Here is a 25,665-nt window from a genome sequence, read left to right as displayed (position 1 = left end):
CTGCGCAGGCTTAGTCGTGGGTGCAGTCTGGGCCGTGCACGTGGCCTTCTTCATCGTCGCCGCTCATGTCGGCCGGTTCCATTTCCAGCTGCAGGCTGACCAGGTTGGTCGCCAATGGACGCAACAGCAGGTTGGCGTATTCGGCATCGCCTTCTTCGACGTCAACGCCGATCAGCAACTGGCCACGGCCATCCTGCTGAATCCAGACCTCTTTGCCCTGCCAGATAACGGCAAGACGGGTGCAGGACGTTTCCAGCTGAGTGCCGTCGGTGTCTTCGAGGATCAAACGCAGCGCGTCGGTCATGGCAAAACTCTCTCTGTAAAAGCAAAAACATCGTCGCCTGACACCGCTTGGGCGCAGGCGTAACGGATGGGGTGCATCAGGTGATCTGGAAAGGATAGACCGCGCCCAGTTTCAGGTGCTGCGTCAGCTCGTCCAGCGCCGTGCGGCATTCAGTCAGCAATTGTGGATCGGCCAGATCGCTGTCGCTCATGCGGTCGCGATAGTGCTTGTCGACCCACTGCGTCAGCGTGTCGTACAGCGGCGCGGTCATGATAACGCCTGGATTGACCGCCGCCAGTTCGGTTTCATTCAGCGCCACGCGAAGACGCAGGCACGCCGGCCCGCCGCCGTTCTGCATGCTCTGCTTGAGGTCGAACACCTTGACCTCGCGGATCGGGCTGTCGTCCGCCAGCAGGCGCTGCAGGTAATGCCACACGCGCTCGTTGCTGCGGCATTCTTCCGGCACGATCAGCAGCATCGAACCGTCGGCGCGGGACAGCAGCTGGCTGTTGAACAGGTACGAACGCACCGCGTCTTCCACCGCCACTTCACTGCGCGGCACGCAGATGGCCTGGAAGCGACCGCCGCGTTGACCGAGTTTGTCGTTCAGCTCAACGAGCATGGGCTCGGTATTGAGGAACGCATCCTCGTGATAGAACAGGACCTCGCCATTGCCCACCGAAATCACGTCGTTGTGGAACACGCCCTGGTCGATCACGGCCGGATTCTGCTGAGCGAAAACCACACCCTCGGCGCTCAGACCATGCAGGCGCGCTACGGCCTGGGACGCTTCAAGGGTCTGGCGGGCCGGGTATTTCTGCGGCGCGGGAAAACGGCTGTCGAATGCCGCGCGGCCGAAAACGAAAAACTCGACGCCGGGCTCACCGTAGCTGCGGCAGAAGCGCGTGTGGTTGGCCGCGCCCTCGTCGCCGAACTGGGCGACGGCAGGCAGCGCAGGGTGGTGGGCGAAATGCTGCTGATCGGCGAACATCGCGCCGAGCACGCGGCTGGTGGTCGGGTGCTCGATGCTGCGGTGGTACTTGCAGTTGAGGTTGGCGGCGGTGAAATGCACGCGGCCGTCGGCGGTGTCGGCGCTCGGGCTGACCGTGGCGGCATTCGCCACCCACATGCTCGACGCCGAGCAACTGGCGGCCAGCAGCGGCATCGACTCTTTGGCGGCGCGCTCGATGACCTGTGCGTCGCTGCCGCTGAAGCCCAGCTTGCGCAGACCGGCCACGTCGGGACGTTCCTGCGGGGCCAGCACGCCCTGGGTGAAACCCATCTCCATCAGCGCTTTCATTTTGGCCAGCCCCTGCAAAGCGGCCTCGCGCGGATTGGAGGATTGCTGGCAGTTGCTCTGGGACGCGACGTTGCCGTAGGACAGCCCACCGTAGTTGTGGGTCGGGCCCACTAGACCGTCAAAGTTGACTTCACAGGATTTCATCGGTGAGGCTCCGTGGATCTGTATTTTTTATAAACATCAAAAGTCGTGTGGCAAGGCTGCAATGACCGCTACGCCTCTTCACCTGTAGGAGCCGGCTTGCTGGCGAAGGGGTCAGCCCTGACATCCCATCGCCGACTGACCCACCGTGTTCGCCAGCAAGCCGGCTCCTACAGTCCGCTCGCCACTGGGCCAGATAATCAACTGAGCTCCTACGGGGCTCAGTTCAGGGTGATGCCGGGCGTCAGGCTGGCAGGCAGTGCCAGGGTTTCGGTTTCCAGCGACGCCACCGGGTACGCGCAATAATCCGCCGCGTAATAAGCGCTGGCGCGATGGTTACCCGAGGCGCCGACACCGCCGAACGGTGCGGTACTGGCCGCGCCGGTCAGTTGCTTGTTCCAGTTGACGATACCTGCCCGGCTCTGCAGCCAGAACTGCTGATAGCGCGCCTGGGAATCTGACAACAGGCCCGCCGCCAGACCGTACTGCGTGGCGTTGGCCTCTTCGATCGCTGCGTCGAAATCAGCGTATCGAATGACCTGCAGCAGCGGGCCAAACAATTCCTCATCCTCACGATCAGCCACGTCACTGACGTCGATGATGCCTGGGGTCAGCAGCGCCGACTGCGCGGCAGGCTGGGTCATTTCAAGCAAGGCAACCGCGCCGTTGGCCAGCATCACTTCCTGGGCATCAATCAGCGCTTGCGCAGCGGCCAGGGAAATCACCGAGCCCATGAACGGCGCAGGTTGTTGATCGAATGCGCCGACCTGAATCGTCGAAGTCACCTCGACCAGCCGCGCCAGGAATGCATCGCCCCACTCACCTTGGGGCACCAGCAGACGGCGAGCGCAGGTGCAGCGCTGGCCGGCGGAAATAAAGGCCGACTGAATCACGGTGTACACCGCGGCATCGACATCGGCGACCTGATCGACCACCAGCGGGTTGTTGCCACCCATCTCCAGGGCAAGAATCTTGTCCGGGCGGCCGGCGAACTGCTGATGCAGGGAGTTGCCGGTGCGACTGGAGCCGGTGAAGAACAACCCATCGATGCCTGAATGGCCGGCCAGTGCGATGCCGGTGTCCCGCGCACCCTGCAGCAGATTGAGCACGCCCGCCGGCAGACCGGCTTCGATCCAGCATTGCACGGTCAGTTCGGCGACCTTGGGAGTCAATTCGCTGGGCTTGAACACCACGGTGTTACCCGCCAGCAGCGCCGGGACAATGTGGCCGTTCGGCAAGTGGCCCGGGAAATTGTAAGGACCGAACACCGCCACCACGCCGTGGGGCTTGTGTCGCAGCACGGCGGTGGCGTCGCCCAGCGGGCCGCTCTTCTCGCCGGTCCGCTCGCGATAGCTCTGAATGGAGATCGCGACCTTGTTGGCCATGCTGGTCACTTCAGTCGCAGATTCCCACAGCGGCTTACCGGTTTCTTCACCGATGCAACGGGCGATTTCGTCGGCGCGGTTCTTTAGCGCAGTGGCGAAAGCCTCGAGCACGGCAATGCGCTCGTCCAGACTGCGCGTCGCCCAGGCCGGAAACGCCTGACGAGCCGATTTGACCGCCGCGTCGACCTGTCCAGCCGTCGCGCTTTTGCCCGACCAGATCACTTGCTGGGTCACCGGATTCAGGGACTCGAATGCGTCGCCCTGCCCGTCCTGCCAGGCACCGGCGATATACAAGGTAGTCATCAAATGCTCTCCCGGGCAGGCGACAGTGGCACGGCGCGAACCTGATCACCGGCGCTGAGGCGCAAGCGCTTGGCCGTCTGCGGGTCGACCACCAGTGTGCCGGCGGCGAAACGCGCAGGCGCGGCGGTCACGCGGCAGTCTTCGCGCTTGCGATTGTGGATAAGAAATGGCGTTGCGTCGTCGCCCGGCGTGCCGACCGCCAGCACCAGCGCCTGGCTGTCACGGACCGCGCGGATCTTGCTGGTCTCGCATTCGATGGCCGGGCCGGCGTCGAAAATATCGACGTAACCCTGGTAGCTGAAGCCCTCGGCCTTGAGCATCGCCAGCGCCGGTTCGGTGCTGACGTGTACGCGGCCAATGACTTCGCGCGCCGCCTCCGAGAGGAAGCAGCTGTACAGCGGAAACTTGGGCATCAGCTCGGCAATGAACGCGCGGTTGCCGACCCCGGTGAGGTAGTCGGCCTGGCTGAATTCCATTTTGAAGAAGTGCCGGCCCAGACTTTCCCAGAACGGCGAATGCCCCTCCTCGTCGGAGATGCCGCGCATTTCAGCGATGGTCTTGGTGCCGAACAGCTCCGGGAATTCGGCGATGAACAGCATCCGCGCCTTGGACAGCAAGCGGCCGTTGAGGCCGTTGCGGTAGTCGGCGTGGAGGAACAGCGAACACAGCTCGGAGTTGCCGGTGAGGTCGTTGGCCAGGAACAGCGTCGGGATCTCGCGATAGATGTTCAGCTCTTGAGAAGCGCTGACCGTCAGGCCCACCCGATAGTTGTACCAGGGCTCGCGCAGCCCTACGGCCCCGGCGACGGCGGAAATGCCCACGACTTTCTCGTCGTCATCTTCGAGCACGAAAAGGTAGTCGGCGTCACCCCGCCCGGCCTCGCCGCGGAAGGTTTTCTCGGCCCAGCCGACCCGGTGCGCCAGACGCTCTTCATTGGCCGGCAATGTGGTCAGGCCAGCGCCGGTGCTGCGCGCCAGCTCGATCAGCGACGGAAGGTCACTGTTGCGTACGGGACGAACGATCATGCTTTCTCCTCAAACCGGGGGGTTCTGCAACGCCCGGCGAACTCGCTAACCTGCTTTACGGCGTCGGCCTGCTACTGCAGCGCCGGTGGCCGTCAACTCATCTCAACCCAGCTTGACCCGGTCGTCAGACCGCGACGATGCGCACGCTGGCGCCTTCGCCGACACCCAGCGCTTCGGCTGCGGCCAGACTCAGGGCCACCGGCTTGCCGGGCACCCAGTCCAGTTCCAGCATCACCGCGCGGTAATCCTGTAACTGGCCATTGGAAACCAGATAAGGCCGCCCGCCTTTGACTGCGTCACCGGTGCTGACCGTGTCGACCTTGACGGGCACGACGCGGCTCTGGGCAATCGAGCGAATGCCGGACACCCGCGCGTGCAGAGTCGGCCCGCCGTCGAAGATGTCGATGTAATGATCGGTCTCAAAGCCTTCGCGCATCAGAATGTCGAAGGTGATCTGCGCGCGCGGATGGACCTGGCCCATGGCTTCCTGCGCCTCATCCGGCAGCAGCGGCACGTAGATCGGGTAATGGGGCATCAGCTCGGCGAGAAAGGTCCGGCTTTTCAGCCCGCACAGGCGCTCGGCTTCGGCGTAATTGATGTCGAAGAAGTTGCGGCCGATGGCGTCCCAGAACGGCGAGTCGCCGTGGTCGTCGCTGTAGCCGACGATCTCGGTGACCACTGAATCGGCGAAGCGCTCCGGGTGGCTGGCGACGAACAGCAGTCGGCCGCGAGAGTTGAGCTCCGACCACAGGGTGCCAACCAGTTCAGGCAGCACGTAAAAGCTGGTCAGCAGGCTGTTGCCCGTGAGGTCGTGGCACTGCGAGAGGACGTGGATCTTGTTGTGGATCTTCAGTTCGCGGGAGGCGTGGACGAAGGTCTCGTTGCGAAAGCTGTAGAACGGCTCGGAATACCCCGCCGAGGCGACGATCCCGGAACAGCCCACCAGACGGCCGGCTTCTGTGTCTTCAAGGACAAAGAAGTAGGTCTCTTCGCCGTTGAAACTGACTTCCGCCGCGAACGAGGCTTCGGACGCGGCAATCTTGTCACCCAGACGTCCAGCGTCATCCGGCAGGGACGTGACACCAATCGGGCTGTCTGCCGCGAGTCGTTGAACCTCGCTCAGATCCGCCATTTGCGCGGGGCGCATCACCAGCATGGTGTCACTCCTTGAGAAAAAAATCGGGGCCGGTTTAACGGCGAAAAATAAAAATATCCGGCAGGACTGCGATCCGTAGGAGCCGGCTTGCTGGCGAATGCGCCGGGTCAATCGACATAAATGTCGCTGATGCAACGGGTTCGCCAGCAAGCCGGCTCCTACAAAGTCAGCGCAGTTTCAAGCCCCGGTCAGCTTGGCCACCGCCCGTTCGAAGCGGTTCAGGCCTTCCTCGATGTCGGCGTCTTCAACCACCAGACTCGGCGCGAAACGCACAACGTCGGGACCGGCCTGAAGCACCATGACGCCTTCCTGCTCGGCGGCATTGAAGAAGTCCTTGGCCTTGCCTTTCCAGGCGTCGGTCAACACGCAGCCGATCAACAGCCCCATGCCGCGCACCTGGCTGAACACGCCGTATTGCTGACCGATCTTCTCCAGACGGGTCTTGAACCGCTCATGCTTGGCCTTCACGCCGGCCAGCACTTCTGGGGTGTTGACCACGTCGATGACCGCCTCGCCCACCGCGCACGCCAGCGGGTTGCCGCCGTAGGTGGTGCCGTGAACGCCGACGGCCAGGTGCTTGGCGAGTTTTTCAGTGGTCAGCATGGCCGCCATCGGGAAACCGCCGCCGATGCTTTTCGCGCTGGAGAGGATGTCCGGCGTCACGCCGTAATGCATGTACGCAAACAGATGACCGCTACGGCCCATACCGCTCTGCACTTCGTCGAAAACCAGCAGCGCGTTGTGCTCGTCGCACAACTTGCGCGCGCCTTGCAGGTATTCGAGTTCGGCAGGCAGTACACCGCCCTCGCCCTGGATCGGCTCCAGCACAACCGCGCAGGTCTTGTCCGAGACGGCGGCTCTCAGCGCGTCCAGGTCATTGAAAGGGACGTGGGTGATGCCGGTGATTTTAGGGCCGAAGCCGTCGGAGTATTTCGGCTGACCGCCGACGCTCACGGTGAACAGGGTGCGACCGTGGAAGCTGTTCAGGGCGGCGACGATTTCGTACTTGTCCGGGCCGTACAGATCGTGGGCCACGCGACGGGCCAGTTTGAACGCAGCTTCGTTGGCTTCGGCGCCGGAGTTACAGAAGAACACGCGGTCGGCGAAGGTGGCATCGACCAGCTTTTTGGCGAAGCGCAGCGCCGGTTCGTTGGTGAAGACGTTCGAGACATGCCACAGCTTGTTGGCTTGTTCGGTCAGCGCGCCCACCAGCGCAGGGTGCGCGTGGCCCAACACGTTGACTGCGATGCCGCCGGAGAAATCAACCAGTTCGCGACCCGACTGGTCCCAGACGCGAGAACCCTGACCGCGCACGGGAATGAACGCTGCCGGGGCATAGTTGGGAACCATCACCTGGTCGAAATCGGCACGTTGCACCGGTACTTGCTCAACGGACATCGGAGTCTCCTGAAGACGGAACGCCTGCCTGGGACAGGCGAGCGATGAAAGGATTGTAAGGACTGATTCGGGCCGGGCCTTGCCGCCAAGCGACAACTTCTTATAGCGCCAAACCGGCTTTTTACGGGGTTTTCGGCAATGCGACAAATTGCGTCACAAAGGCGCAGTTTAAACACTGCAGACCTGTAGGAGCGCGCTTGCCCGCGAAAGATTGATCAGGCGATAAAAATGCAGTGGGTGAACTAACGCCTTCGCGGGCAAGCGTGCCTTTACAGATGAAGGTCGCGAAGCGGATTCACCCGCGCTCGGCGGGCACCGAGGACAATTCGAACGGGCTGCTGCTGCGGCGCTGATTGCGGTCTTCGCGAGGGGTGGCGCCGAAGAAGTTGCGGTAGGCGCTGGAGAAGTGCGGCCCCGAAGAAAACCCGCAGGACAGCCCGATCTGAATGATCGATTTGCTCGTCTGCATGAGCATCTGCCGGGCCTTGTTCAGGCGCAGTTCGAGGTAATACTGGCTCGGCACGCGATTGAGGTACTGTTTGAAGATGCGCTCCAGCTGACGGCGCGACACGCACACGTGCTGGGCGATTTCGTCGGTCGTCAGCGGCTCTTCGATGTTGGCTTCCATCAACAGCACCGCCTGGGTCAGCTTCGGGTGGCTGGAACCAAGACGGTTCTGCAGCGGTATCCGCTGGCGCTCGCCGCCTTCACGAATGCGCTCCACCACCAGTTCTTCCGACACCGCGCCGGCCAGCTCGGCGCCATGATCACGGGCCAGCACCGCCAGCAACAGATCCAGCACCGACATGCCGCCGCAGGCCGTCAGGCGATCGCGGTCCCAATCGAACAAATGACTGGTGGCGATGACCTTGGGGAAGCGCTCGGCGAAATCGTCCTGCCAGCGCCAGTGCACCGCCGCGCGGTAACCGTCGAGCAAACCCAGCTGCGCCAGCGGATAGACGCCCGCCGACAACCCACCGATCACGCAACCGGCGCGGACCAGTTGTTTGAGCGCGCCACCGAGGGCTGAAGACATCGGCAGCGGCGGCTCGTCGGCCAGCAGAAACAGCTTCTGAAACCCTTCCAGACGACCGACCCACGGCTCGCCCGGCAGCTGCCAACCGGCAGCGTCAACGGGCGGTTCGGCCTGCAGAAACGACAGTTCGTAAACCACTTCGGGGTGAACGCGCTGAGCAACACGCAGGGCTTCCTCCGCCAGCGCCAGGGTCAAGGCTTTGGTGCCGGGCCAGATGAGAAATCCGATTCGATGGGCAGTCATGGCGTGCAATCCGAAACGTGTCGCTAAAAGGGGTCGCACGCCTGGCATGCGATGGGATTCTGTAAACGTCAGTCAATGGCTGCGGTCTGAATGACGCGCAGCATGAACCGTTCTGAAGCAAAACGCACCGCTCTCACGTGGCGGGCTGATTACTTCAAACTGCCGGAGAGGAACTGCTGCAAACGCTCGGATTTCGGATTGACCAGCACTTCCCGGGGGTTGCCGCTTTCCTCGACCAGGCCCTTGTGCAGGAAGATCAGCTGATTCGACACTTCACGGGCGAAGCCCATTTCGTGGGTCACCACCACCATGGTCCGGCCTTCCTGGGCCAGCGCCTGCATGACCTTCAACACATCGCCGACCAGCTCCGGGTCCAGGGCGGACGTCGGCTCGTCAAACAGCATGACTTCCGGCTCCACCGCCAGCGCCCGGGCAATCGCCACCCGCTGCTGTTCGCCGCCGGACATATGCCCTGGGTAAGCGTCCTTGCGGTGATAGACGCCGACCTTGTTCAGATAATGTTCGGCCTTTTCCAGCGCTTCTTTCTTCGGCACGCCCAAGACGTGCACCGGCGCTTCGATGATGTTTTCCATCGCGGTCATGTGCGACCACAGGTTGAAGTGCTGAAACACCATCGACAGTCGCGAACGCATGCGCTGCAGCTGTTTCGGGTCAGCCGCCTTGAGGCCGCCGTTTTTGTTGGAGACCAGTTTGAGCTCTTCGTTGTTGAGCAGGATGCGGCCGGATTTCGGCTGCTCCAGCAAATTGATGCAGCGCAGAAAGGTACTTTTACCCGAACCGCTGGAGCCGATGATGCTGATGACATCGCCGGCTTTGGCGGTCAGCGAAACGCCCTTGAGCACTTCGTGACTGCCGTAGCACTTGTGCAGGTCCTGGACTTCCAGTTTGTTCATGATGTCGGTTCTCACAAGTAATCAGTCACTGAGCAGGCGGCCGCTGCGCAACGGCGTGCGGCCGGCCACTTTGGCCATCCAGAAACCCGGCTGGGCGTAACGCAATTTTTCGATGGCGAAGAGCACGCCGGCGGTTCCGGCACAGACGGTGGTGGCGCGATCGGTCAACGGGTCGATGACCTCGAACAGCGGTTCACCGGGTTCGACCCACGCCCCCGCCCGCCGCAAAAACGTCAGCACGCCGGGATGGGGCGCATAAATCATTTCAGTGCCTTCGAACGGCATGCCCTCGCAGGCTTCATGGATGGGCTGCGGCCACTCGCCACTGATCAGGCCCTGCTCGGCGAGAAACGCCAGAATGCCTTCGGCGTACGCCTCGGCTTCAGCCTTGCCGGTGTTGGTCTGGCCGCCCAGTTCCAGAGTGGTCGCCAGGCACGCCAGCGGGATCTGCGCGTCCGGGAACTGCTTGGACAAGCGCAACCACGGCAGCGAACAGGCTTCGTCGAACGAGCTGCCGCCGGAATCTTCGGCCAGCAGCGCAACGGTCACCCCCAGATGCGCCGACAGCGAACGCCATTGCGGCCAGTGCTGGGGCAAGGCGTACATGTGCAGCGACGCGTCGGTGTCGCAATGCAGGTCCAGCACGACATCGGCGTTGCAGGCATGAGTGAGCAAGACGCGCTGCATGCCGGCCAGCTCGCTGCCGGCAGGTGGCAATTGCTCAAGTACATCGACCATGGCCTGACGAATCAGTTTGACGTTGGCGTGGGGGTCATCACCGAGCTTGCCCGCCAGCGCCTGGGCGACCGGCTCGCTCAGCTCGGTGAAATCGCGATTGAAGTTCTTGCCGCTGCCGTACTCGAAACGGCCCTGGTGATTGCCCTGCAGCAACTGGCCCAGCCCGATCGGGTTGGCGACCGGCACCAGCTCGATGACGCCGTTGAGCAGGCCCTGTTCTTCAAGCTGCGTCAGGCGTTTCTTCAATTCCCAGGCGGTGCGCATGCCCGGCAGCTCGTCGGCATGCAGGCTGGCCTGAATGTAGGCCTTGCGCCCGCCCTGACCGAAACGGAACACACTCAAGGTGCGCTGGGTGCCAAGGTTGCCCCACGGCAGGTGGTGATCAATGCGCTGCATATCAGTGCTTCCTCGGGGCGAGGTAACTGAGCCAGCGGCGCTCGGCCAGCTTGAACAGTTTCACCAGAATGAACGTCAGGCACAGGTAGAAAACACCGGCGGTGATGTAAGCCTCGAACGGCAGATAGAACTGCGCGTTCACCGCGCGCGCGGCACCGGTGATGTCCATCAACGTGACAATCGACGCCAGACTGGTGGTCTGCAGCATCATGATCACCTCGTTGCTGTACTGCGGCAGCGCCCGGCGCAGGGCCGATGGCAGCAGAATCCGGCGGTACATCTTGGCTTTCGACATGCCGATCGCACGCGCCGCCTCGATCTCGCCCGGCGGCGTGGACTTCAGGCTGCCGGCAATGATTTCAGCGGTGTAGGCGCTGGTGTTGATGGCGAAGGCCAGGCACGCGCAGAAGGTCGCACTCGACAGCCACGGCCACAGAATGCTTTCACGCACCGCCTCGAACTGCGCCAGCCCGTAGTAAATGAGGAACAGCTGCACCAGCATCGGCGTGCCGCGAATGACGTAGGTGTAGCTCCACGCCAGCAGATTGACCCAGGCGATTTTCGACACGCGCATCAAGCCCAGCGGCAGTGCGGCGAGCAGGCCGAAGAACAGCGACAGCGCGAGCAGTTTTAGGGTAATCAGCAAGCCGCCGAAGTACAGCGGCAGGCTTTCCCAGACGACGTTGTAATCGAAAATCATAGGTCTGCCACCCTTACGCCGGCCGAGTAACGTTTTTCGATGTAGCGCAGTACCAGCAGCGAGACACTGGTGATCACCAGGTACATGGCCGCGACTGCGAGAAAGAAAGTGAAGGGTTCGCGGGTGGCATCGGCCGCCTGCTTGGCCTTGAACATCATGTCCTGCAGACCGACCACGGAAATCAGCGCGGTGGCCTTGGTCAGCACCAACCAGTTATTGGTGAAGCCGGGGATCGCCAGACGAATCATCTGCGGCACCAGAATGCGGAAGAACACCCGGCCACTGCTCATGCCGTAGGCCATGCCCGCTTCGGCCTGTCCTTTGGGGATGGCCATGAACGCGCCGCGGAAGGTCTCCGACAGGTACGCCCCAAAAATGAAACCCAGCGTGCCGATACCGGCCAGCAGCGGATTCAGGTCGATGTAATCGTCGTGACCGAGCAACGGCGCAACGCGGTTGAGCAGGTCCTGACCGCCGTAGAAAATCAGCAGAATCAGCACCAGATCGGGAATGCCGCGGATCACGGTGGAATACAGATCGCCCAGCCAGGCCAGCCAGCGCACCGGCGACAGCCGCAATGCCACGCCGATCAGGCCGAGCACGATCGCCAGCGCCATGGAGCACAGAGCGAGCTGCAAGGTCAGCCATGCACCGTCGAGGATGACGGCTCCGTAACCTTTCAACATGTTGTTTGGCCCTCAAGCGCGGGATAGAAAAATGGCGCAATCAGTCGGTACGGTGACCGGCTGCTTGCGCCATTGACGGCTTCAAACCACGTTACTTGCCGTAGATGTCGAAGTCGAAGTACTTGTCTTGAATGGCTTTGTATTTGCCGTTGGCACGAATGGCCGCGATGGCGGCGTTGAGCTTGTCCAGATCAGCCTTGTCGCCTTTGCGCACGGCGATGCCGACGCCGTCGCCGAAGTAGTTGACGTCGGTGAAGGCCGGGCCGACGAACGCGTAGCCTTTGCCGGATTCGGTGTTCAGGAAGCCGTCCTGCAGCAGGGTGGCGTCAGCCACGGTGCCATCGAGACGACCGGCGCCGATGTCCAGGTAGACCTCGTTCTGCGAGCTGTACGGCTTGATTTCAGCACCCAGCGGGGCCAGGACTTCGCGGGCGAAACGCTCGTGGATCGAGCCACGCTGCACGCCGATGTTCTTGCCCTTGAGTTCGGTCATGCTGTCGCTGACGACGGTGCCCTGCTTCATGACCAGACGGGCCGGGGTGTTGTAGTACTTGTTGGTGAAGTCGACGGACTTCTTGCGGTCTTCGGTGATGGACATCGAGGACAGGATGGCGTCGATCTTGCGCACTTTCAGCGCCGGGATCAGGCCGTCGAATTCCTGTTCGACCCATACGCACTTGACCTTCATCTCTTCGCACAGGGCGTTGCCGATGTCGTAGTCGAAGCCGACGATGCTGCCGTCCGGGGCCTTGGAGGCAAACGGAGGGTATGCCGCTTCGATGCCGATCTTCATGGGCTTTTCATCGGCGAATACGGGCTGTGCCAATACGGACAGTGCCAGCGCACCCAGCAGCATGAGCTTTTTCATTTCTTGGAACTCCATCGGTATAACGCGACAAATGGCAGTGAGCGAAGCGCTCATTGAACAGGAGGAATCAGAAATTGCGACGCGAGGTGCCGGCGGGTCTCTGGACCCGACAAGCCTTCGGCGAGTGGTCGGCATTTTAGCGGCAGGCTGAAAGTCGATATTTCTTCAATGCGACAACTAGTTACAGAAGCGCATGAAATCGCGATCAGGCCAATTGACATCCAAAAAGCTTTATGCAAGTGCCAGAGTTGGCAAACCTATCAACGAAGCAAATAACGCGCCCATTATTGGCAAAGCCTTATGATCCGGCAAGTCCAGCGTTGGAGCGGGTTGATTCAGGGCGATGAGATGCTTTCTTTTCGGGTGGAAATGCCCCACTGGAGCGCGGGAGGTTACCGGGGCGGGTGTGCGGTAACAAATCGATATTTCCCGATTCTCGTGGACGCCTAACGGCTTGAGATCAAGAGCGTCTGCCTGAGGGCAGACTGTTTCGCCTTCGGCGAGTTACTTGGAAAAGCACCCCAAGTAACCAAGGGTGCCTGCTCCTGGTTGGGCCCCTCGTTCCTCGGGGTCCCCTCACTCCGACGACGCTCCGTGGGCCCGCGCCGAACGGACATCCATGTCCGCAACGGCGCTCTCGCCGCATCCATGCGGCTCGGCCCACTGCGCGTCGTCTGCGTTCGGCCTGCACCCAAGTCGCGATAGGTGTCGTCTGAGCTTCTTGTGTTTGAAGATCAAGATCAAAGGCAGATCAGAGGCTTGCCGGCTGAAGCCGGTCCTGCAAAAGCATCGCGTGCGTCCAGTGAGACTGGCTCCGACTGTAGGACCGGCTTTAGCCGGGAAGGCGTCGTTATGTACGCCGCAAAATTGATGGTGAACCCACTGGCCCCTTCCCGGCTAAAGCCGGTCCCACAGTGTGTACGCGTGGTTTTGTAGGACTGGCTTTAGCCGGGAAGCTGTTGCTCTTGATCTTCTACGCGATAGTCCAGACACCGCAAAAAGCGACTTGGGTGCAGGCTGAACGGAGGTCTCGCGGAGTGGGCCGAGCCGCATGGATGCGGCGAGAGCTGCCCCCCGCCATGGATGGCGGATGGCAGCGGGCCCACGGAGCGGGACCGGGGTGAAGGAACCCTGACGAAGGAAGGGCCCAACCGAGAGCAGGCACTTTTAGTTACTTTTAGTGCTTTTTAAAAGTAACTCGCCGAAGGCGAAACGTCCGCCATTAGGCGGACGCTCTTGATCTTAACGATTGTCAAATCGCTCGCCGAAACGTGTCCGTCAGGCCGCAGTCATGGTCTTGTGGGTTTCCACCAGATGCGCAACCACACTCGGGTCGGCCAGCGTGGAGATATCGCCCAGCGCGTCGTACTCCCCGGTGGCGATCTTGCGCAGGATGCGGCGCATGATCTTCCCGGAACGGGTCTTCGGCAGGCCCGGTGCCCACTGAATCACATCCGGCGAGGCGATCGGACCGATCTCCTTGCGCACCCAGTTGCGCAATTCAATGCGCAACGCTTCATCCGGCACTTCACCGCCATTGAGCGTGACGTAGACGTAGATGCCCTGCCCTTTAAGATCGTGAGGCACGCCCACCACGGCCGCTTCGGCGACTTTCGGGTGAGCCACCATCGCGCTCTCGATCTCGGCGGTGCCCATGCGGTGGCCGGACACGTTGAGCACGTCATCGACGCGGCCGGTGATCCAGTAGTAACCGTCTTCGTCGCGACGAGCACCGTCGCCGGTGAAATACATGCCGCGGAAGGTCTTGAAGTAGGTGTCGACGAAACGGTCGTGATCGCCGTACAGGCTGCGCGACTGACCCGGCCACGAATCGAGGATCACCAGATTGCCTTCCGCCGCGCCTTCGATGAGGTTGCCCAGGTTATCCACAAGGGCCGGGATCACGCCGAAGAACGGACGCGTCGCCGAACCCGGCTTCAAGGCAATGGCGCCCGGCAGTGGGCTGATCAGAATGCCGCCGGTTTCGGTCTGCCACCAGGTGTCCACAATCGGGCAATTCTTGTTGCCGACGGTGTTGTAGTACCAGTTCCAGGCTTCCGGGTTGATCGGCTCGCCGACCGAACCCAACAGGCGCAGGCTCGAACCATCGGCGCCCTCTACGGCTTTGGTGCCCTCGGCCATCATGGCGCGAATGGCGGTCGGTGCGGTGTAGAGAATGTTGACCTTGTGCTTGTCGACGATTTTCGACACGCGGGTGATGTCCGGGTAGTTCGGCACGCCTTCGAACAACAGCGTGGTGGCGCCATTGGCCAGCGGGCCGTAGACGATATAGCTGTGGCCGGTGACCCAGCCGACATCGGCGGTGCACCAGTACACCTCGCCCGGACGGTAGTCGAATACGCGCTCGTGGGTCAGCGCGGCGTACAGCAGATAACCCGCTGTGGTGTGCAACACGCCCTTCGGCTTGCCGGTGGAGCCCGAGGTGTAGAGGATGAACAGCGACTCTTCGGCGCCCATTTCTTTCGGCGCGCAGGTGCTTGAAGCCACGTCCAGCAACGAGTGGTACCAGATGTCGCGATGGCGGTTCCACTCGATCTCGCCGCCGGTGCGTCTGGCCACGATCACTTTCTGTACGCTGGCCGTTTCCGGGTTGGTCAGCGCACGGTCGACGTTGGCCTTCATCGGGGTTTTCTTGCCGCCACGCAGACCTTCGTCCGCGGTGATCACCACCTTCGATTTGCAGTCGATGATGCGACCGGCCAGTGCTTCAGGCGAGAAACCGCCGAACACCACCGAGTGAATCGCACCGATACGCGCGCAGGCCAGCATGGCAACCACGGCTTCGGGGATCATCGGCATATAGATGGTGACGACGTCGCCGCGATGGACATCCTGCCCGCGCAGCGCGTTGGCGAACTTGCAGACTTCTTCGTGCAGTTCGCGGTAGGTAATGTTGCGACTCTCGGAAGGATCATCGCCTTCCCAGATGATCGCGATCGAATCACCACGCTCGGCCAGATGGCGGTCGAGGCAGTTGTAGGAAACGTTCAGGGTGCCGTCGGCGAACCACTTGATATCGACGCGGTGGTCGTCGAAGGAGGTCTGTTTGACGGTGGTGAATGGCTTGATCCAGTCAAGGCGCTGAGCTTGCTCGCGCCAGAAGCCATCGGGATTGACCACCGACTGCTGGTACATCGCCTTGTAGGTCGCCTCGTCAGTCAGCGTGTTGGCTGCCACTTCAGGGCGGACGGGGTACAGGGAAGCCGCACTCATCTTTCTTACCTCGGTGGAAATGTTGTTGTTTTATGACCCTGTTGTATCCGCCGATGGCTGCGAAGGCCATTCGACGATGGTCTTACCGACCCCGAGCATAGCGCCGAATGCAGGTGAAGTGCCCGGTTTCAGGCAAATCTTCATGTCCCGGCTACGACTAAAGAACCCATCGAGCGCCTGCCAACAATCTGATAACGGCGATTGTTGCAGTTTTGCTCAATAGACTTTATCAAAATGGTTTCTATATGAATTCCAGACAGGGGCTTAGAATCCGTTCCGCCAACACGGCAAATGATTGATAAACAACAGCCCCCCACGCTGGACTTTCAATCAATTAAACCCACCCGGTAAATATTCGCTTCACCCAGAGCTCCACAAGGGTTCTGTGCACCCTGCCGACCGCACTTTCTGCGCCGCAGTGTTAATGAAGCAACTTAGAGGAACTCAGTAATGAAAGCTGCACTGGTTGTAATGGCTCTTTGTGGTTTCAGCGCCATGGCAATGGCAGAAGAATCCGGCGCTAAAGTGGCCGCCCAACAACAGCGTGTCGAGGAGTACACCTACTCCACCAAGCTGGATATCGCGAAGGTCATTTCGGTGGATGAAGTGCCGAACGTCTGCCAGGTCGTCCCGCAGCACATGACCTACGAAGACTCGCAGGGCAAACGCCACGTGCTTGAGTATCAGGTCATGGGTAACGGCTGCAGCAACGGCTGACCGGCGCCCCCGACATTCACCGTCTCGCGGACTCTCATCACGAGGCGGTGAACGTTATCTTGTCTGCGCCTTTAAAATATTGCTTTCAATAACTATGTAATACCACGCACTGCTTGAAATAACGAACGTGTCCTGGGAACGGTTGCCAGTCATCACTGGGAGCTGAACGTTCGATAGTTAATCAGGAAGTGCACATTATGAGTTCCCGCCCCCATCGCGAAACATCCGCATTGATTCACCCGAGACTTCAAGGCCTCAAGGCTGAGGACATAGTGCGGGTCAACGAGATTACCGGCCCCCAATCCATCGCCGTATCGTTGGGTGATCTATTCAAAGAATACCTGGCGGCTGATGCGATTGTTGAGAAGACGCTGCGCGACAGTGATTACCTGGCGCTGATACACCGCGCACTCGGCTCCGCCAAAGTGGAACGCTATATCAGCGGCATGCTGTACGACGGCGATGAAAACACCGCCATTGACACGAAAACCCGAGTGACGTTTTTCCAGACGGTGTGTCGCCTGGCCATTGAGCACGAACGACCGGACACACTGGATGCTGCGCTCAGCGAGATTCGCCAAAGCGCTTGCGCCTACAAAACGTTTTCCCTGGCCGATCGATTGTGGAGATCGTTGCCGCCACTGCGCCGTGTCGGTGCTCTGTGGGCAGCGGCATTCCTGCTGTATGACGACTTGGGCCTTGGCGTGCCGACACCCGAGACAACGCCTTTACCCCCGCCCCTCGACCTGCACGGTTATCAAGATCTGAACCCACTGGTCAGTCACCTCTTGGTTGATCAACCTGGGGACTCCCTTTGCATCAAGCTCTTGAACCTGCTGCCCATGGACCTGCTCAGCATGAGCAGCGGTCAATTTCGCCCTGCCAGCGCCCAGGAAATCGAAGCAGGCGCCGACCTGACTCCGGGCAGAGACGACAGAACGGCGTTTTTTCCCGGTGCGACCTTGACCCACCCTGTCGATATTGCACTGGATGCACTGTTGAACTGCGCGCCGTTTGCCGCCTTGCAGAACCGTCTGGTAGGAGCGCTCGAATGGTACAACCCTGAGGACAGGCATCTCGCTTCGACTTCAATGGCGCGGCAACTGGCGGTCCAGGCGCTGATCGACTGCATTTACCCGATCCAACAAAGGCGCATCGGCTACTTGCTCGATTTCCACCTGTTCGCCGAGGACAACGCCGGCGGTTCGCTGTACGACATTCGCATCAATCTGATCAACAGTCTGCGCAGCGCCCTGGGATGCCGGTACGCCGACGCGCAGATCATCATGCAGTTACTGGCGACGCGCTTTGCCCCGGAACTGCTGCTGACCGATGCGCCCGACGATTTTCGTTACCAACCCGACCTGCGCTGGGCCAATCTTCGCCATGCCATGACACTGGACCGCGCAGCCCCAGGATCCCGGACGTTCGCAGAGTGGGAAGCGCTGCCCGCGCAACTGGCGGCCGAGGCCACGACAATAGAGGAAAGGCTGCACATCGCAACGACCCGAATTGACGCCATGATCGTGTGGAATCTGTACGACAACCACATCGTCGAGCAACCTCGCTACTCTGCCGACGAAATCGCTCGCATGACCCGGTACTTCGAGTCCGCGTGTGATCGACAGGCACTCAACAATCCCCCCGATCGCCTCAATGATGCGCGACGACTGCTGATAGAAGCGGGCATCGACCCCGATGCAGCGAACACGTCTGGCCCTGACATCACCACCGAACTTGAGGCGTACCTGGATAACGGCGCGGCGTATCGGCCTGCACGTCCTCCGGCGCCCGCCCTTCCCGATGCCACGCTGCAGTTCAACCGGGCATTTGATCGCTATTTGATAGAGGCGAGACAGACCTACACGCACCTGATGACGCTGTTTCTGGACGACCTGCCGACGCTTCATCGCAACCGTCTGCTAAACGCACATATCGTCTGTTACGCAGCGGTGTGGCGCCAATACGTCGGCCGGATCACGGGCGCAGTGCCTTCGATCGACAGCAGTCCTGCCGGTGACTGGCAGGATTGCCGAGGCGGGCACGGCGGCCTGGTGCATGTCGTCCATGAAGGGCAGCACTGGGTGTACGAGTTGTTCCCCGAGCGCTTTGGGTTCGAGTGCACCGTCGTCGAGGCCAGCCGGGTGATGCAGCTTGACGATTCAAATCTGGCCGCCGAAGCGCTGAACCTGCTGGTCAGTCCCGATCATGAGCGCTACAACGGCGTTCCCCTGCCCTATGAAAAGTCCAGCCTGTCAACAGTGGTTCCGCTGACCCGTCGTCCCGGCGCCGATAACCAGACCCATCTGGTGCAGGGCTTCGTCGACCAGATTGTCCTGCACCACAGCCAGGAATTGCGCGAAGCCTGCAAAGGCGCGACCCGCCAGGAAACCTGGAAACGCCACCGCGAGTCGACCTCGGATGCGATGTATGCCTGGAAGCTGATCAAGTCGGTGATCCCCATCGTCGGATGCTTTGACGTCACGACCGGTGGCGACGGCGTCTCCTGCGTCGCCGATGTGGCCGACGGCACTACAGAGGCCAGCAGAGTCATCGCCATCGCCGGACGCGCCCTCAAACCTTTAATCAAGCTGGGGAATAAAGCGCGCATCGGCTCGCCTCGTCTTCCTTCGCCAGCCAGCCCCCGCCGGCAAAACGCCGAGTGGTTTGCCGGACAGGACGCCGCACGCACGCGCTTCGAGAGCCGGGTGCATGCCGGCCGTGCCACCGTCGTCATGGGCAATTTCAGTCAACGTGGCGGCATGTTCCAGCGCATCTCCAACACGCAGGAGACGGCTGACTCAGCATTGATGCTGGCGAAAGTGGATAACGTCGACCAGGTGCTGATACGAAACATCGCTACCGAGCAAACCCCGGACTACCGCTGGTGCAATCCCCACGATCAAAAACCCTATGGCCCTCTGCTGATCCGCGACCCGGCTGCATGGACGGATGAAGCACCGGTGTTTACCACCACCCAGAAGCACTTGCTGCCAGGCCAGTTTCCCGGCGCCGTGCACCTGAACGAAGTGGACGGCCATGGCTACGATCTGTCGGTAACAGGTGAACGAAACATCCGTTTGGCGCGCCGGGGTCAATCCGTCACTGACCTGATCATCGATGACGTCAGCTACCGCTTCGACGATAACGCGCCATCCGGCATGCTACGAAAACTGGAACTGGAATCACCCGCCGCAAGGCTTGGCCGACTGGAGGAGGCGTCCTCTCACTGCGTGACTCGTCGCAGCCCGATGCAGGCCAGCTGTTCCGGCGCAGTGGTTCTGGTCTCCACCACGCGTCGGCCAATCGACCCGGCGCTTGAGCCATTCACGCTTGGCGAACAGGCGAGTCATGCGTTCATGACCCGCCGGTTCAGACCTGTATTACGGTTTACGCCGATACGCGGACAGGCCTCTGCGCAAAGAACTCACCTGCTGGTAGACGACGGCAAGGTCAGCGCCTGGGTCGACGAAACGTCACCGGGGCAAGGCGCACGGAACGTACAGATGACGGTGCGCAAAACACTTGCCCCTATTTCCCCTGACGACGCCCTTCACTTGGGTATCACCCTACCGCTGCACTACCGGCCCTCCGTCCAGGGCAGATTGATGAAGGACCAGAGCCTAGGGCTGCCGGATGACCTCGAGTACAGCTGGCGCGTAGGTATAAACCACGAGCTGCCGGTCGTGCAGCTGGATTCAATCTGCAGGACGGTCAACGACCAGCGTGAACTGCGCGCGGTAAGGCTGACGCTTGAGGACGGACCGTATATCGCCGTCGAAGCCGACACGGGGCAGTTTTACAAAGCCAGGGAGCTGCCGGAGGCTGCGCAATTGACGTTTGAGCGCATGACATCCGACGCGGATATCAACGCCTACCTGACATACAGCGAGAGTTACCGTCTGGGAGCGGGCCGACGCACCCTTGTTCAGGACGTGCATAACATCGCCCGCATGCTGTTTGAACTGGAAAGCCCCGACGTCGACATGCAACGCATCTATCGCCCCTACCGAGCGATCATGGAAAACCACGCGCGAAACATTCTCACGCAGGCGACGGCGCTGGAAAATTTCGTCAGGCTGACCAAAAGCATCCTCGCCAACTTCAAACCCCTTGGGGAAGCGGACGCACTGACGCGTCTGCATGTTGCAGGCGTGCTCAATTCATTATTGCCAGCGTCCGCGTCCAAACATGACTGGATCCCGGTATCCGCTGCCGAGATTGGCCTGGAGACGACGGGCGAAAATATCCGCAGACACCTGAACACGACCAATCTGGCGTTTCTGCTGGCCGAAACGTCGGATCGCAGGCGTCACGTCTACTACGCACTGGCGGGGGGCAAGCGGGCCAGGAAACTGACGCTGCGCGTCCCCGAAACCGGTGAAAACAGTTCCACGACGTTTATCGATGCACGGGAGCGCATGAGCAGCCAGCCGCCCAGTCCGGCATTCACCAGTTTGCCGGTCCTGCGCACTGCACAAAAACTCAAGATTCGCGAGCATGACCGCTACCTCGATGCTGAACGTCTGATTGCAACAGCGTTCAAGCAAGACATCCCGGCGGGACCGGCTGTGACCAGGATCCATTTCTTCACGCTGATGGACACCTGCGATTCCTGCGGAGGATTCGTGCTGCCACGCCTGAAACTGGACTACCCACAGGCAGACTTTTCCATCAGTTACATTCTGCCCTACACCCCGCCAAGCTGAGGGCCGAGCTTCAGGAACGGGTTTAACCGCGAGGCATCATCGGTCGCGAAGGTGACTCGGGAGTAAATCCGGCTCTGACGGATGAATTCGCGCCTACGGTAGATCGGGTTTCGGACCCAGACCGTACTGGCGCAATTTGTTGGCGATTGTGGTGTGGGAAACGCCAAGGCGCTTGCCCAGCAGGCGGCTGCTCGGGTGCTCTTCATGGAGCCGCTCGAGCAGCGCTTTTTCGAAGCGCCCGACGATGTCTTGCAGACTCCCGTCCAGCGAAAAGCCGCCCAGTGGCTGACGCTCGCCGTATTCGGGAAAGCGGATGTGCTGCGCCTTGATCCGCCCGCCCTCGCACAACGAAACCGCCTGAAACAGTACGTTCTCCAACTGCCGCACGTTGCCAGGCCAGTGGTAGTGGCGCAGCCGGTCCAGCACCTCGGGACCGATTTTCGGAAGCGCACAGCCGATTTGCCGGCTGGCCTGATCGAGGAAGTGCTCGACCAGCGGGGCGAGACCGTCCAGGCAGTCGCGTAGGGGCGGAATGTGCAGCGACAACACGTTAAGCCGGTGGTAGAGATCCTGGCGGAATTCACCCCGAGCGCAGAGCTCCGACAAGTCCACTTGCGTCGCGCAGATGATCCGCACGTCCAGATACACCTCTTCGTCGCTGCCTACCCGTCGAAAGCAGCCCTCCTGCAGATAGCGCAGCAGTTTCGCCTGCAACCGCGTGCTAATTTCCGCGACCCCATCGAGAAACAGCGTGCCGCCCGAGGTCAGTTCCAGCAGCCCCAGTTTGCCTTCGGCACGCGCACCTTCGAACGCGCCCGGGCCATAGCCGAACAGCTCGGTCTCGGCCATGGATTCGGAGAACCCCGCGCAGTTGAGCGCCATCATCGGCGACTGGCCGCGGGGGCTGGCCAGGTGACAGGCCCGCGCCAGCAATTCCTTGCCGGTGCCGGTTTCGCCTTCGATCAGCAACGGCGCGTCCAGCGGGGCCATGCGCCGGGCCTCCCGAACCACCGCCGCCATCACCTTCGAGCTCTGAAAAATGCTGTCGAAGCCGCGAAGCTCCTGCTTGCGCACGTTGTAGATGTGCTCGCCCACCCGGTCGGCGCGGTGCAGTGTCAGCACCGCGCCGGCCATGGCCTCGCTGTCTTCGTGCTCGGACTGCAGGGGCGCGATGTCAGCCAGAAAGATGTCGCCCTTCACTTTCACGCGCAGGCCGTTGATGCGCGAGCGATTGGCGCGCACCAGTTGCGGCAGGTCGAAATCTTCGGCGTAACGGGACAGCGGGATGCCCGGCACCTCATCGACCCGCACGCCCAGCAACTGCGCCGCAGCGCGGTTGGCCGCCACGATGGAGCCGCCCATGTCGATGGACAGCACGGGGAATTCAAGAGCACCCAGCAAGGCATTGAGCTCCATATGCCGACGCTCGCTGGGCATCAATCCCACACGCTTGACGCCGAACACCCCGGCGATGGTCTCGAATTTCGGCACCAGCGCCTGGAACTGCAGATTGATCAGGTTCGGGCAACGCAGGTAAATGGCATCGCCATGTTCACCGCCCACTTCGCCGCCGGAAACGTTGACGCCATAGGCCACCAGCAGCTCGAGGATGTCACGCAGGATGCCGACGCGGTTCTGACAATGGACTTTGATGCGCATGGGACGCTCGCGGGTAGCAGCGATTTAGGATTCGCTGGAGTTTACCGTCAAGAATACGTTACAGCGCAAGGGCTGGATGATGCGTCCAAGGTGCAGTATTCGCTCAAGCAAGACTAATCGTCACGATTTCTTTACGAATAAGCGGACATAAGGGCGCAGATCGAGTGCTAACCCTGCACTACACGGGCGTCAAACCAGCTATCAATGGCTCAATCGGATTTACCCCTATATCGCCGCTCCATATAAGAACAAACCATCAGGAGAGCCCCATGAGTACGCAGTACGTCGCCCGCGAGCCGGACGCCACCGGATTCATCGATTACTCCGACGCCGAGCACAGCATCTGGAACACCCTGATTACCCGACAGCTCAAGGTGATCGAAGGCCGTGCGTGTCAGGAGTACCTGGACGGCATCGAGCAGCTCGCCCTGCCCCACGACCGTATTCCGCAACTCGGCGAAATCAACCGTGTGCTGGGCGCCACCACGGGTTGGCAAGTCGAGCGCGTGCCGGCGCTGATCCCCTTTCAAACCTTCTTCGAGTTGCTGGCGAGCAAACGATTTCCGGTGGCCACGTTCATTCGCAGCGAAGAAGAACTCGACTACCTGCAAGAGCCCGACATCTTTCACGAGGTTTTCGGACACTGCCCGTTACTGACCAACCCCTGGTTCGCAGAATTTACCCACACCTACGGCAAGCTCGGTCTGGCAGCCAGCAAAGAGCAGCGCGTGTACCTTGCCCGCCTCTACTGGATGACCATCGAATTCGGCCTGGTCGACACGCCCCAGGGGCGCAAGATTTACGGCGGCGGCATCCTCTCCTCGCCCAAGGAAACCGTTTACAGCGTGTCATCAACCCCTGAACATCAGCCCTTCGACCCCATTGAAGCCATGCGCACGCCCTATCGCATCGACATTCTGCAGCCGGTGTATTTTGTGCTGCCGGACCTCAAGCGTCTGTTCGATCTTGCCCATGAAGACATCATGGGCATGGCCCGCACAGCGGCTGAACGGGGACTGCACGCGGCCAAGTTTCCCGCTAAAACGAAAGCCGCCTGAAACAAATGCTGCCTGACCAAGCAGCCCGAACCCGACCAAGGAACCTCCCGATGACCGCTCTCAACCAATCCCAGTGCGAAGCCTGCCGCGCCGACGCCCCACAGGTCAGCGATGCCGAACTGCCGGATTTGCTCAAGCAGATACCGGACTGGAACATCGAAGTGCGTGACGGCGTTATGCAGCTGGAAAAAGTCTTTCTGTTCAAGAATTTCAAATTTGCGCTGGCGTTTACCAACGCGGTCGGCGAAATTGCCGAGGCCGAAGGTCACCATCCCGGTCTGCTGACCGAATGGGGCAAAGTGACCGTGACCTGGTGGAGCCATTCCATCAAGGGGCTGCACCGCAACGATTTCATCATGGCCTCCCGCACCGACGAGGTGGCCAAAAGCGCCGAGGGCCTTAAGTAAATGCATTTTTCACAGATCCAGCGCGTACCGGACGATCCCATCCTGGGCCTGATTCAGGCCTACGCCAAAGACCCGAATCCGAACAAGTTCGACCTGGGCGTGGGCGTGTATAAAGATGCGCAGGGCCTGACCACCATCCCCCGCGCGGTGAAAATCGCCGAGCAGCGACTGGTCGACTCCCAGCCCACCAAGAGTTACATCGGTGGCCATGGCGAACCGCGTTTCGGCACGCTGATCTGTGAGCTGGTCATGGGCGCCGATTCGCCGCTCATCTCCAGCAAACGCGTCGGCGCCACCCAGACACCCGGCGGCACCGGCGCGCTGCGTTTGAGCGCCGACTTCATTGCCAATTGCCTGCCGGGCAAAGGCATCTGGCTGAGCGATCCGACCTGGCCAATTCACGAAACCATCTACGCCGCGGCGGGCCTGAAGGTCAGTCACTACCCCTACGTGGGCAGCGACAATAAGCTCAACGTGCCGGCCATGCTGGAGACGTTGAAAACCATTCCCGAGGGCGATGTTGTCCTGCTGCATGCGTGCTGTCACAACCCCACCGGGTTTGACCTGTCCCATGATGACTGGCACGCGGTGCTGGAAATCGTCAAGCAACGCAACCTGCTGCCGCTGATCGACTTCGCGTATCAGGGTTTTGGCGATGGTCTCGAGGAGGACGCGTGGGCGGTTCGCCTGTTCGCCGGCGCGCTGCCTGAGCTGCTGATCACCAGTTCGTGCTCGAAAAACTTCGGCCTGTACCGCGAGCGCACCGGCGCCTTGCTGGTCTGCGCTGACACCACCGAGAAGCTGATGGATGTGCGCAGTCAACTGTCGGCGACGGCCCGTAATCTGTGGTCGAACCCGCCAGACCATGGTGCCGCCGTGGTGGCCGAAATCCTCGGCGATCCTGAACTGAAAGCCCTGTGGGCTGAAGAAGTGGAAGCGATGCGCAGCCGCATTGCGCAACTTCGGGTCGGGCTGGTCGAGGCACTGACACCGCTGGGCCTGGGTGAACGCTTCGCCCACATCGGCGTGCAGCGCGGCATGTTTTCCTACACCGGGATGAACGACCACCAAGTGGCGCGTCTGCGCAACGAGCACAGCGTATACATGGTGGCGGCGGGTCGAGCCAATGTCGCGGGAATCGACGCCACTCGGCTGGACGAGCTGGCGGCGGCGTTTGCGGCGGTTTGCAAGGACTGAGGCGATCACGGGTCCGACGTTTTTCGAGGGCCGTACGCATGTTGTAGGAACTCATCCTCACTACATGACCAGCGGCCCGCATTTAAAAGTCTGATTGTCATTTGTACTGCTG

The 25,665-nt window shown here is 61.1% G+C and carries 19 protein-coding genes; 5 read left to right on the top strand and 14 right to left on the bottom strand.

Annotated features, from left to right (window positions below):
- Positions 1 to 10: 10 nt before the first annotated feature.
- From EC919_RS09625 to acs, 13 genes are all read right to left on the bottom strand, one after another.
- A complete protein-coding gene (locus EC919_RS09625) occupies positions 11 to 304 on the bottom strand; it encodes a topoisomerase II (protein ID WP_065986195.1) in 294 nt (97 codons plus the stop codon).
- Positions 305 to 380: 76 nt separating this feature from the next.
- Complete coding sequence (gene astB, locus EC919_RS09620) at positions 381 to 1,727, bottom strand: N-succinylarginine dihydrolase (protein ID WP_133773357.1); 1,347 nt, start codon at positions 1,725 to 1,727, stop codon at positions 381 to 383.
- A 218-nt stretch (positions 1,728 to 1,945) separates the two neighbouring features.
- On the bottom strand, positions 1,946 to 3,415 hold the full coding sequence (astD, locus tag EC919_RS09615) for a succinylglutamate-semialdehyde dehydrogenase (RefSeq protein WP_208294962.1): 1,470 nt from the start codon (positions 3,413 to 3,415) through the stop codon (positions 1,946 to 1,948).
- Positions 3,412 to 4,437: an arginine N-succinyltransferase gene (gene astA, locus EC919_RS09610; protein ID WP_133773353.1), complete on the bottom strand. Its 1,026-nt coding sequence runs from the start codon at positions 4,435 to 4,437 to the stop codon at positions 3,412 to 3,414. Before astA ends, astD begins: the two co-directional genes overlap by 4 nt.
- Positions 4,438 to 4,561: 124 nt before the next feature.
- Positions 4,562 to 5,593, bottom strand: a complete 1,032-nt coding sequence (gene aruF / locus EC919_RS09605) for an arginine/ornithine succinyltransferase subunit alpha (protein WP_133773351.1) — start codon at positions 5,591 to 5,593, stop codon at positions 4,562 to 4,564.
- A gap of 177 nt (positions 5,594 to 5,770) precedes the next feature.
- The gene (locus tag EC919_RS09600) at positions 5,771 to 6,991 is read right to left on the bottom strand and encodes an aspartate aminotransferase family protein (RefSeq protein WP_133773349.1); all 1,221 of its coding nucleotides are present in this window, start codon (positions 6,989 to 6,991) and stop codon (positions 5,771 to 5,773) included.
- 295 nt (positions 6,992 to 7,286) lie between these two features.
- On the bottom strand, positions 7,287 to 8,270 hold the full coding sequence (gene argR, locus EC919_RS09595) for a transcriptional regulator ArgR (RefSeq protein WP_133773347.1): 984 nt from the start codon (positions 8,268 to 8,270) through the stop codon (positions 7,287 to 7,289).
- Between the two features lie 149 nt (positions 8,271 to 8,419).
- Complete coding sequence (locus EC919_RS09590; protein WP_108121445.1) at positions 8,420 to 9,184, bottom strand: ABC transporter ATP-binding protein; 765 nt, start codon at positions 9,182 to 9,184, stop codon at positions 8,420 to 8,422.
- 21 nt (positions 9,185 to 9,205) lie between these two features.
- The gene (locus EC919_RS09585) at positions 9,206 to 10,318 is read right to left on the bottom strand and encodes a succinylglutamate desuccinylase/aspartoacylase family protein (RefSeq protein WP_133773345.1); all 1,113 of its coding nucleotides are present in this window, start codon (positions 10,316 to 10,318) and stop codon (positions 9,206 to 9,208) included.
- Between the two features lies 1 nt (position 10,319).
- Complete coding sequence (locus tag EC919_RS09580; RefSeq protein ID WP_133773343.1) at positions 10,320 to 11,018, bottom strand: ABC transporter permease; 699 nt, start codon at positions 11,016 to 11,018, stop codon at positions 10,320 to 10,322.
- A complete protein-coding gene (locus tag EC919_RS09575; RefSeq protein ID WP_133773341.1) occupies positions 11,015 to 11,704 on the bottom strand; it encodes an ABC transporter permease in 690 nt (229 codons plus the stop codon). The genes EC919_RS09580 and EC919_RS09575 overlap by 4 nt, the downstream gene beginning before the upstream one ends.
- A 91-nt stretch (positions 11,705 to 11,795) precedes the next feature.
- Complete coding sequence (locus tag EC919_RS09570) at positions 11,796 to 12,572, bottom strand: ABC transporter substrate-binding protein (protein ID WP_133773339.1); 777 nt, start codon at positions 12,570 to 12,572, stop codon at positions 11,796 to 11,798.
- A 1,278-nt stretch (positions 12,573 to 13,850) separates the two neighbouring features.
- A complete protein-coding gene (gene acs, locus EC919_RS09560) occupies positions 13,851 to 15,806 on the bottom strand; it encodes an acetate--CoA ligase (RefSeq protein WP_133773335.1) in 1,956 nt (651 codons plus the stop codon).
- 450 nt (positions 15,807 to 16,256) lie between these two features.
- On the opposite strand from acs, the gene EC919_RS09555 reads away from it, so the two are divergent.
- Together EC919_RS09555 and EC919_RS09550 are read left to right on the top strand one after the other, a co-directional pair.
- The gene (locus tag EC919_RS09555) at positions 16,257 to 16,523 is read left to right on the top strand and encodes a DUF2790 domain-containing protein (protein WP_133773333.1); all 267 of its coding nucleotides are present in this window, start codon (positions 16,257 to 16,259) and stop codon (positions 16,521 to 16,523) included.
- 197 nt (positions 16,524 to 16,720) lie between these two features.
- Positions 16,721 to 21,232 (top strand): deaminase domain-containing protein, encoded by a 4,512-nt coding sequence (locus EC919_RS09550; protein WP_133773331.1) that lies wholly within the window; start codon positions 16,721 to 16,723, stop codon positions 21,230 to 21,232.
- A gap of 93 nt (positions 21,233 to 21,325) precedes the next feature.
- On the opposite strand, the gene EC919_RS09545 is transcribed toward EC919_RS09550, so the two are convergent.
- Positions 21,326 to 22,891, bottom strand: coding sequence for a sigma-54-dependent transcriptional regulator (locus EC919_RS09545; protein ID WP_133773329.1), 1,566 nt, complete (start codon positions 22,889 to 22,891; stop codon positions 21,326 to 21,328).
- Positions 22,892 to 23,160: 269 nt separating this feature from the next.
- On the opposite strand from EC919_RS09545, the gene phhA reads away from it, so the two are divergent.
- Genes phhA through EC919_RS09530 form a run of 3 tightly spaced genes read left to right on the top strand, consistent with a single transcriptional unit; the run spans position 23,161 to position 25,553 of the window.
- Entirely contained in the window at positions 23,161 to 23,949 is a 789-nt protein-coding gene (phhA, locus tag EC919_RS09540; protein ID WP_133773328.1) for a phenylalanine 4-monooxygenase, read from the top strand.
- 50 nt (positions 23,950 to 23,999) lie between these two features.
- Positions 24,000 to 24,356 (top strand): 4a-hydroxytetrahydrobiopterin dehydratase, encoded by a 357-nt coding sequence (locus tag EC919_RS09535; RefSeq protein WP_133773326.1) that lies wholly within the window; start codon positions 24,000 to 24,002, stop codon positions 24,354 to 24,356.
- Positions 24,357 to 25,553, top strand: a complete 1,197-nt coding sequence (locus EC919_RS09530) for an amino acid aminotransferase (RefSeq protein ID WP_133773324.1) — start codon at positions 24,357 to 24,359, stop codon at positions 25,551 to 25,553. It begins immediately after the preceding gene.
- Positions 25,554 to 25,665: the final 112 nt, after the last annotated feature.

It is taken from the genome of Pseudomonas graminis, assembly GCF_004364335.1.
GTDB lineage: Bacteria > Pseudomonadota > Gammaproteobacteria > Pseudomonadales > Pseudomonadaceae > Aquipseudomonas > Aquipseudomonas graminis_D.
This window is presented reverse-complemented; position numbering and strand designations above follow the sequence as displayed.

Excerpts from the sequence above, each read along its gene's own strand:
- EC919_RS09625 (WP_065986195.1), bottom strand. The coding sequence starts at position 304 with ATGACCGACGCGCTGCGTTTGATCCTCGAAGACACCGACGGCACTCAG.
- astB (WP_133773357.1), bottom strand. The coding sequence starts at position 1,727 with ATGAAATCCTGTGAAGTCAACTTTGACGGTCTAGTGGGCCCGACCCAC.
- astA (WP_133773353.1), bottom strand. The coding sequence starts at position 4,437 with ATGATCGTTCGTCCCGTACGCAACAGTGACCTTCCGTCGCTGATCGAG.
- aruF (WP_133773351.1), bottom strand. The coding sequence starts at position 5,593 with ATGCTGGTGATGCGCCCCGCGCAAATGGCGGATCTGAGCGAGGTTCAA.
- EC919_RS09600 (WP_133773349.1), bottom strand. The coding sequence starts at position 6,991 with ATGTCCGTTGAGCAAGTACCGGTGCAACGTGCCGATTTCGACCAGGTG.
- argR (WP_133773347.1), bottom strand. The coding sequence starts at position 8,270 with ATGACTGCCCATCGAATCGGATTTCTCATCTGGCCCGGCACCAAAGCC.
- EC919_RS09590 (WP_108121445.1), bottom strand. The coding sequence starts at position 9,184 with ATGAACAAACTGGAAGTCCAGGACCTGCACAAGTGCTACGGCAGTCAC.
- EC919_RS09585 (WP_133773345.1), bottom strand. The coding sequence starts at position 10,318 with ATGCAGCGCATTGATCACCACCTGCCGTGGGGCAACCTTGGCACCCAG.
- EC919_RS09580 (WP_133773343.1), bottom strand. The coding sequence starts at position 11,018 with ATGATTTTCGATTACAACGTCGTCTGGGAAAGCCTGCCGCTGTACTTC.
- EC919_RS09575 (WP_133773341.1), bottom strand. The coding sequence starts at position 11,704 with ATGTTGAAAGGTTACGGAGCCGTCATCCTCGACGGTGCATGGCTGACC.
- EC919_RS09570 (WP_133773339.1), bottom strand. The coding sequence starts at position 12,572 with ATGAAAAAGCTCATGCTGCTGGGTGCGCTGGCACTGTCCGTATTGGCA.
- acs (WP_133773335.1), bottom strand. The coding sequence starts at position 15,806 with ATGAGTGCGGCTTCCCTGTACCCCGTCCGCCCTGAAGTGGCAGCCAAC.
- EC919_RS09555 (WP_133773333.1), top strand. The coding sequence starts at position 16,257 with ATGAAAGCTGCACTGGTTGTAATGGCTCTTTGTGGTTTCAGCGCCATG.
- EC919_RS09550 (WP_133773331.1), top strand. The coding sequence starts at position 16,721 with ATGAGTTCCCGCCCCCATCGCGAAACATCCGCATTGATTCACCCGAGA.
- EC919_RS09545 (WP_133773329.1), bottom strand. The coding sequence starts at position 22,891 with ATGCGCATCAAAGTCCATTGTCAGAACCGCGTCGGCATCCTGCGTGAC.
- phhA (WP_133773328.1), top strand. The coding sequence starts at position 23,161 with ATGAGTACGCAGTACGTCGCCCGCGAGCCGGACGCCACCGGATTCATC.
- EC919_RS09535 (WP_133773326.1), top strand. The coding sequence starts at position 24,000 with ATGACCGCTCTCAACCAATCCCAGTGCGAAGCCTGCCGCGCCGACGCC.
- EC919_RS09530 (WP_133773324.1), top strand. The coding sequence starts at position 24,357 with ATGCATTTTTCACAGATCCAGCGCGTACCGGACGATCCCATCCTGGGC.